General features: G+C 73.1%; 8 protein-coding genes. All 8 read left to right on the forward strand.

Features of this window, described 5'->3' with window-relative positions:
* The coding region (locus PV363_RS09890) for an FAD-binding oxidoreductase (protein WP_301022240.1) at positions 1-319 on the forward strand (319 nt) is incomplete at its 5' end.
* Positions 316-645 carry a (2Fe-2S)-binding protein gene (locus PV363_RS09895; protein WP_301022241.1) on the forward strand — a complete coding sequence of 110 codons (330 nt, stop codon included), beginning with the start codon at positions 316-318 and terminating at the stop codon, positions 643-645. The genes PV363_RS09890 and PV363_RS09895, both read left to right, overlap by 4 nt.
* Position 646: 1 nt before the next feature.
* Complete coding sequence (locus tag PV363_RS09900) at positions 647-2,092, forward strand: FAD/NAD(P)-binding oxidoreductase (protein ID WP_301022242.1); 1,446 nt, start codon at positions 647-649, stop codon at positions 2,090-2,092.
* On the forward strand, positions 2,089-3,003 hold the full coding sequence (locus PV363_RS09905) for a dihydrodipicolinate synthase family protein (protein WP_220346121.1): 915 nt from the start codon (positions 2,089-2,091) through the stop codon (positions 3,001-3,003). Before PV363_RS09900 ends, PV363_RS09905 begins: the two co-directional genes overlap by 4 nt.
* 48 nt (positions 3,004-3,051) lie before the next feature.
* Positions 3,052-4,053, forward strand: coding sequence for a proline racemase family protein (locus tag PV363_RS09910; protein WP_220366206.1), 1,002 nt, complete (start codon positions 3,052-3,054; stop codon positions 4,051-4,053).
* Positions 4,054-4,061: 8 nt separating this feature from the next.
* Positions 4,062-5,549 (forward strand): aldehyde dehydrogenase (NADP(+)), encoded by a 1,488-nt coding sequence (locus PV363_RS09915; protein WP_301022243.1) that lies wholly within the window; start codon positions 4,062-4,064, stop codon positions 5,547-5,549.
* The gene (locus tag PV363_RS09920; RefSeq protein WP_220346118.1) at positions 5,549-6,598 is read left to right on the forward strand and encodes a proline racemase family protein; all 1,050 of its coding nucleotides are present in this window, start codon (positions 5,549-5,551) and stop codon (positions 6,596-6,598) included. Before PV363_RS09915 ends, PV363_RS09920 begins: the two co-directional genes overlap by 1 nt.
* The coding region (locus PV363_RS09925) for an ornithine cyclodeaminase family protein (RefSeq protein WP_301022244.1) at positions 6,595-7,358 on the forward strand (764 nt) is incomplete at its 3' end. The genes PV363_RS09920 and PV363_RS09925, both read left to right, overlap by 4 nt.

The raw sequence follows: 7,358 nt of genomic DNA on the forward strand, positions 1-7,358 counted from the left end.
CCGCCTCGACGTCGAGGTCGTCCGTGAGATCGCGGCGAAGTCGCTGCGCATCTTCCCGTTCCTCACCAGCGCGTCGGTGCTGCGCACGTACGGCGGCTTCCGCCCGTACATGCCCGACCACCTGCCGCTCGTCGGGGCTGATCCCCGCCTACCCGGGCTCTTCCACGTCACCGGCCACGAAGGCGCCGGCATCGGCCTCTCGGTGCCCTCGGCCGACCTGCTCCACGCGCTGGTGACCGGCTCCGCGGCCCCACTCGACCCGGCGGCGTTCGCGGTCGACCGCCCCACGCTCGCGCCCTACCTCGAGGAGGCATCGTGACCCCGCGTCCTGTCGACCCCGCCCGCGATCCCGCGGAGCCGGCCCTCGCCACGACGGTGACCATCGAGTTCGAGGGGCGCCGGTACGAGGGCGTGCGCGGCCAGACCGTCGCCGGCATCCTGCTCTCCCACGACGTCCTCGACTGGCGTACGACGTCGGTCTCCGGAGCGAGCCGGGGCCTCTTCTGCGGGATCGGCGTCTGCTTCGACTGCGTCGTGAGCGTCGACGGTGTCCGCGACGTCCGCGCGTGCCAGCGACGCGCCCGCGGCGGCGAGCTGGTCGAGCGCCAGCACGACCGGCTGCCCGAGCCCCGAGAGGAGCGATGACGTGGACGTCCTCGTGATCGGCGCCGGGCCCGCCGGCATGGCCGCGGCGCACGCAGCGCGAGCCGCCGGAGCGACCGTCCGCGTGCTCGACGCCTCCGACGGGACCGGCGGCCAGTACTGGCGCCACCTGCCGGCCAGCAGGCCCGCCGCACGCGAGCGCGTGCTCCACCACCAGTGGGACCGTTATCGGCGGCTCCACCAGAGCCTCCAGTCCGACCCCGGCGTCACGGTGAGCCTGGAGGCGCACGTGTGGGCGATCGGCCAGGACGACGCCGGTCTCACGGTGCACGTCTCCCACGGTGACGTCGACGGCACCGGACAGCGCACGGAGACGCTGCGACCCCAGCGGCTGGTCCTCGCCACCGGGGCGCACGACCGTACGCTGCCGGTCCCCGGCTGGACCCTGCCCGGCGTCGTGACCGCCGGCGCGGCCCAGGCCCTCGCCAAGGGCGAGCGCCTCGCGATCGGCGAGCGCGTCGTGGTCGCCGGCTCCGGGCCGTTCCTGCTGCCGGTCACCGCCTCGCTGCTCCAGGCGGGCGCCTCCGTCGTCGGCGTCCACGAGGCCGCGCGTCCTCGACGCCTCGCCCGCGAGTGGCTCGCGCGACCGTGGGAGCTGGTCGGCACGGCCCACAAGGTGAGCGAGCTCGCGGGGTACGCGAGACACCAGGTCCGAGGCCGCGTCCCGTACCGCACCGGCTCGGTGGTCGTCCGCATCCACGGAGAGGGCCGCGTCGAGGGCGTGACCGTCGCCGACGTCGACGACCGCTGGCAGCCCGTGGCCGGAACCGAGAGCGAGGTGTCGTGCGACGCCGTCTGCCTCGGCCACGGCTTCGTCCCGCGCCTCGAGCTCGCGATCGCCGCCGGCTGCGGACTCACCGACCAGCGCTTCGTCGCCGTCGACGCCCACCAGCGCACCACGGTCGCGGGTGTGCTCGCGGCTGGTGAGCTGACGCAGATCGGCGGGGTGGACCTCGCCCTCGCCGAGGGCGAGATCGCCGGCTGGGTGGCCGGGGGCGGCGATCCGTCCGCGGCGCACCTGTCGCGCGCCCGCCGCGCCCGCAGCCGTTCCCGACGGTTCGCCGACCGCATCGAGGCCGCCCACGGCATCGGACCGGGATGGACGCGCTGGCTCGACGACGACACGGTCGTGTGCCGGTGCGAGGAGGTCGGCTACGGCACGCTGACCCGCGTCGCGTCCGACACCTCGTCCGTCGGACTGCGCTCACTCAAACTGACCACCCGAGCCGGTCTCGGCCTCTGCCAGGGGAGGGTCTGCGGCCGCACGGTCGAGACCATCCTCGCCGCGGCGAGCGGACGGGGATCCGTCCCGTTCGCCGACCACACCTCCACCGACCGGCGGCCGATCGCCGTGCCGGTCCGGGTGGGCGACCTCGCCCGACCCGCATCCCCCGACGTTCCGTCCCCCTCCCGAAAGGACCCAGCATGACCAGCACCATCGATCTCGGCGGCGTCGTCGTCGCGACCGCCCTCGCGTTCAAGGAGGACCCGTCGGCGCCCGCCGGGCTCGCGGTCGACTACGACAAGTTCGGCGAGCACGTCGACTTCCTCATGGCGAACGGGTGCCGCGGAGTCGGCCCCAACGGGTCGCTCGGCGAGTACTCCTCGCTGACCGACGAGGAACGCCGCAAGGTCGTCCAGGTCGCGGTCGACGCCGTCGACGGACGGGGCGTCGTCGTCGCCGGCGTACACGGTGTCGGCTGGCACCAGGCGCAGGAGTGGGCGCGCAACGCCCAGGCCGACGGGGCCGACGGCGTGCTCCTGCTCCCGCCGACCCTCTATCGCTCCAACCCCGACGAGGTCGTCGAGCACTTCCGCAAGGTGGCGGAGGTCGGGATGCCGATCATGGCCTACAACAACCCCTTCGACACCAAGGTCGACGTGACCCCCGACCTCGTCGCCCGACTCGCCGAGATCCCCGAGGTCGTCGCGATCAAGGAGTTCTCCGGTGACGTCCGCCGGGTCTACGAGATCAAGGAGAAGTGCGACATCGACGTCATCGCCGGCGCCGACGACGTGCTCTTCGAGCTCATGGTCAACGGTGCCGTCGGCTGGTTCGCCGGCTACCCCAACGCCTTCCCCAAGGAGGCCGTCGCGCTGTACGACCTCTGCGTGGCGGGCAAGTGGCAGGAGGCCCAGCAGCTCTACGCGCAGCTCGTCGCGGTCTTCCGGTGGGACTCCCGTACGGAGTTCGTGCAGGCGATCAAGCTCTCGATGGACATCTGCGGCAACTCGTACGGCGGGCCGACGCGACCGCCCCGCGGCCCGCTCAGCCCCGAGCAGGTCGCTGCGGTGACCGCTGACACCGAGCGCGCGCTCGCCGCGATCGCCGCACGCTGACGTCCGAGCGCCCACGCCACCGATCCATACTCGAGTCAGGAGGTCACCATGCGATCCACACGCATCTTCCATGCCGTCGACTCCCACACCGAAGGCATGCCCACCCGAGTGGTCACCGGCGGCGTGGGCGTGGTCCCGGGTGCGACGATGAACGAGCGCCGGCTCCACTTCATCGAGCACCTCGACCACATCCGTCGGCTGCTCATGAGCGAGCCCCGCGGGCACGCCTCGATGTCCGGGGCGATCCTGCAGCCACCCGCCCGGGACGACTGCGACTTCGGGATCATCTTCATCGAGGCCAGCGGCTGCCTGCCGATGTGCGGGCACGGCACGATCGGCGTCGCCACCGTGCTGGTCGAGACCGGGATGGTCGAGGCGACCGAGCCGGTGACCGAGATCCGGCTCGACACCCCCGCCGGTCTCGTCGTCGCCCGGGTCGCCGTGCAGGACGGGCGAGCCACGTCGGTGACCCTCGCCAACGTGGCGAGCTTCACCGAGCGACTCGACCAGAAGATCGAGGTGCCCGGCCTCGGCACGGTGCCGTACTCGGTGGCGTTCGGCGGCAACTTCTATGCGATGGTCGACCTCGACGACGTCGGCCTGCCGTTCGACCGCGCGCGTCAGAACGACATCGCCGCCGCCGGTCTGGCCATCATGGCGGCGATCAACGAGACCGCACCCCCGCACCACCCCACGATCGAAGGCGTCGACCACGTCCACCACGTGGAGTTCATCGCTCCCGGGTCAGACGCCGTGCGGTCCCGGCACGCGATGGCGATCTATCCCGGGTGGTTCGACCGGTCGCCCTGCGGCACCGGCACCTCCGCGCGGATGGCCGAGCTGTACACGCGGGGTGAGCTGGCGCTGCACACCGACTTCGTCAACGAGTCGTTCATCGGGTCGGAGTTCACCGGGCGGCTCGTCGCCACCACCACCGTCGGTGACCACGAGGCGGTGCTGCCGGAGATCACCGGCCGGGCCTGGATCACCGGCACGGCCCAGTACCTGCTCGACCCCCACGACCCGTTCCCCACCGGATTCGACTTCTGAGGATGGCGATGACCGACCTGTTCACCACGCTGGACGCCGCCGACGCGGCGGCCCCCCTCCTGGCCCGCACGACGCCGCGCGACCGCGCAGCCGCCCTGGTCGCGGTCGCTGATCGCCTCGAGCTCGCGGCCGACGAGATCGTCGCGCTCGGCACCGAGGAGACCGGCCTCACGGAGGGCCGGCTACGAGGAGAGCTGAACCGTACGACGCAGCAGCTGCGCCTGTTCGCCGAGGTCGTCGTCGAGGGTGCCTACCTCGACGCCCGGATCGATGCCGCCGACCCCGACTACGCGGTCGGTCCCCGGCCCGACGTGCGCAGGGTCAACGTCCCGGTCGGACCCGTGCTGAACTACGCCGCCTCCAACTTCCCGCTGGCCTTCTCCGTCGCCGGCGGTGACACCGCAGCCGCACTGGCCGCGGGCAACCCGGTCGTGGTCAAGGCCCACGACGGACACCCGCGGCTCAGCGCGCTCGTCGCGACGATCGTGACCGAGGCCCTCCGCGAGGCCGGGATGCCCCACGGGTCGTTCGCCGTGATCTTCGACCGTGAGGACGGGGTCGCGGCCCTCAAGGACGACCGCATCCGCGCGGCGGCGTTCACCGGCTCGACGACGGTCGGTCGGATGCTCGCCGACGTCGCCGCGGCCCGCCCGGTGCCGATCCCCTTCTACGGCGAGCTGGGCAGCGTCAACCCCGTCGTCGTGACCCCGGCTGCGCTCGCCGCCGGCGCCGATGCTCTCGCCGCCGCGTACGTCGGCAGCGTCTCGGGCTCGTGCGGTCAGCTGTGCACCAAGCCCGGTTTCCTCCTCGTCCCCGGCGTAGAGCCGCTGACCGATGCCCTCGTCACCGCGGCGGCGGAGGTGCCCGAGCACCGCCTGCTGACCGCCGGGATCACCGCCGGCTACCGCGAGCGCCGTGAGGCCGTCCTCGCTGCCGCCGGTGTCTCGGTGCTGGTCGAGGGAGAGGTCCGGGTCGGCGCCGACGGTCTCGGCTGGGCCACGCCCACGCTGGTGTCGATGTCCCTCGCCGACCTCGAGAAGGCCGGAGACACGGTCCTCGACGAGTCGTTCGGACCGTTGTCGGTCGTCGTCGAGTACGGCACCGCGGCGGAGCTCCCCGCTGCTTTCGAGCGCCTCTTCCCGGGCAACCTGACCGCGACGGTGCACCTCGCTCCGACCGAGGACACGGCAGCCCTCGAGCCTCTCCTCGACGCCCTGGCCCGCACGAGCGGACGCGTGCTCTTCGGGGCATGGCCCACCGGTGTCTCCGTGACGGCGGCGATGCAGCACGGTGGCCCGTACCCGGCGACCACGCACGACGCCACGTCGGTGGGGACCGCGGCGATCGGACGGTTCCTCCGCGCGGTGGCCTACCAGGGCGCGCCGCAGTCGGTCCTTCCTCCGCCGCTGCGCGACGACAACCCCTGGGGGGTGCCGCAGCGCCGCAGCCCGGCCGGACTGTCGCGGCAGTGGGGCGAGCTCACCGGGCGGTACTGATGGCGAGCACCCCGACGGCATCGGACACCGCCGAGTGGGAGGGCGTGACGACCGTCGACTACCACACCGGCGGCGAGCCCTTCCGGATCGTCGCCGACCCGCCCGTCGCGCTCCCCGGTGACGGGGTCGCCGACCGGCGGGTCAGGGCGGCGGCCGACCCCGACGTCCAGCACCTGCGTCGGGTGCTCTGCCACGAGCCGCGGGGCCACGCCGACATGTACGGCGGCTTCATCACCCCGCCCGACGACGACGGCGCCCACTTCGGTGTGCTGTTCTGGCACAAGGACGGCTTCTCGACCGCCTGCGGCCACGGCACGATCGCCCTCGGGACGTGGGCGGTGGAGTCGGGCCTCGTCCAGGCACCCGCCGACGGCGTCGTCGATGTCAGGATCGACGTCCCCTCGGGACGGGTGACCGCACGCGTGCACGTGGCGCAGGGCCGCGTCTCCCACACCGACTTCGTCAACGTGCCCAGCCATGCGATCGCCCGAGACGTGGAGGTCGCGACGTCACGGGGTCCGCTGCGCGTCGACGTCGGCTTCGGTGGCGCGATCTACGCGCAGCTCGACGCCCGGACCGCCGCGCTGGCCGTCGTGCCCGAGCAGGTCGACGACCTCATCGCCCTCGGTCGCGAGATCAAGTGGGCCCTGAACGACCACGCCGTGGCCCAGCACCCGACCGACACCCGCCTGAGCGGTGTCTACGGGACGACGATCTACGACGATCTCGGCACCACCGACGACGGCAGGGCGCACCAGCGCAACGTCACCGTCTTCGCCGACGGCGAGGTCGACCGATCCCCCTGCGGCTCCGGCACGTGTGCTCGCGTCGCGGTGCTGGACGCCCACGGCGATCTCCCCGACGGGCGCGACCTCGTGCACGACTCGCTGGTCGGCTCGCGCTTCCTCGCACGTGTGGAGGAGCGGACGGTCGTCGACGGGCACGAGGCCGTGGTGGTGTCGGTGAGCGGCACCGCGCACCGCACCGGCGAGCACCGCTTCGTGGTGGACCCGGCCGACTCCCTGACACCCGGGTTCGTGCTGCGATGACGACGCTGCCGTACCTCGACGCCTCCGCCGTCTCGGCGCTTCGCCCACGCGACGCCGTCGAGGCGCTCCTCACCGCGCTGCGCGACGGCCTGGACCCCACCCAGGGCACCCCGCGGACCTTCGTCCCGCTCACCCACGGCGAGTACATCGTGATGCCCGCCGAGAACGGCGCCGACACCGGCGTCAAGATCGTGACGGTCGCGCCCCGCAACCGCGAGCGAGGGCTGCCGCGGATCCAAGGGATCTACGTGCTCTTCGACGCCCGGACGCTCGCTCCGCGCGCGTTGCTCGACGGGATCGAGCTGACGGCGCTCCGCACCCCGGCGGTCTCTCTCGCCGGTGTCCGCCAGCACCTCCTCGCCGACACCGGCCCGCTGCACGTCGTCGCCTACGGCGTCGGCATCCAGGCCGTACGCCACGTGGCGACCGCCGCCGACGTCGTCGAGGGCGTGCGCACGGTCGCCTCGGTCACCTATGTCGCCCGCGATCCGCGTACGGCCGAGGTCCCCGAGCTCGTCGGCGTCCCCACCCGGGTCGTGGCCGTCGACAGCGCCGCCGCCGCCGAGGCCGTGGGTGCGGCAGGGCTGATCCTGTGCGCCACGTCGGCGCGCGAGCCCGTGTTCGACGGGACCCTCGTCGCCGACGACGCGATCGTCGTGGCCGTCGGGTCGCACGACCCGGACGCACGCGAGGTTGACGAGCACCTGGTCGGCCGGTCGAGGGTCGTGGTCGAGGATCGCCGGACGGCGCTCCGCGAGGC

The sequence above is a fragment of the Mumia sp. genome (assembly GCF_028803055.1).
In the GTDB taxonomy this organism is placed as follows: domain Bacteria; phylum Actinomycetota; class Actinomycetes; order Propionibacteriales; family Nocardioidaceae; genus Mumia.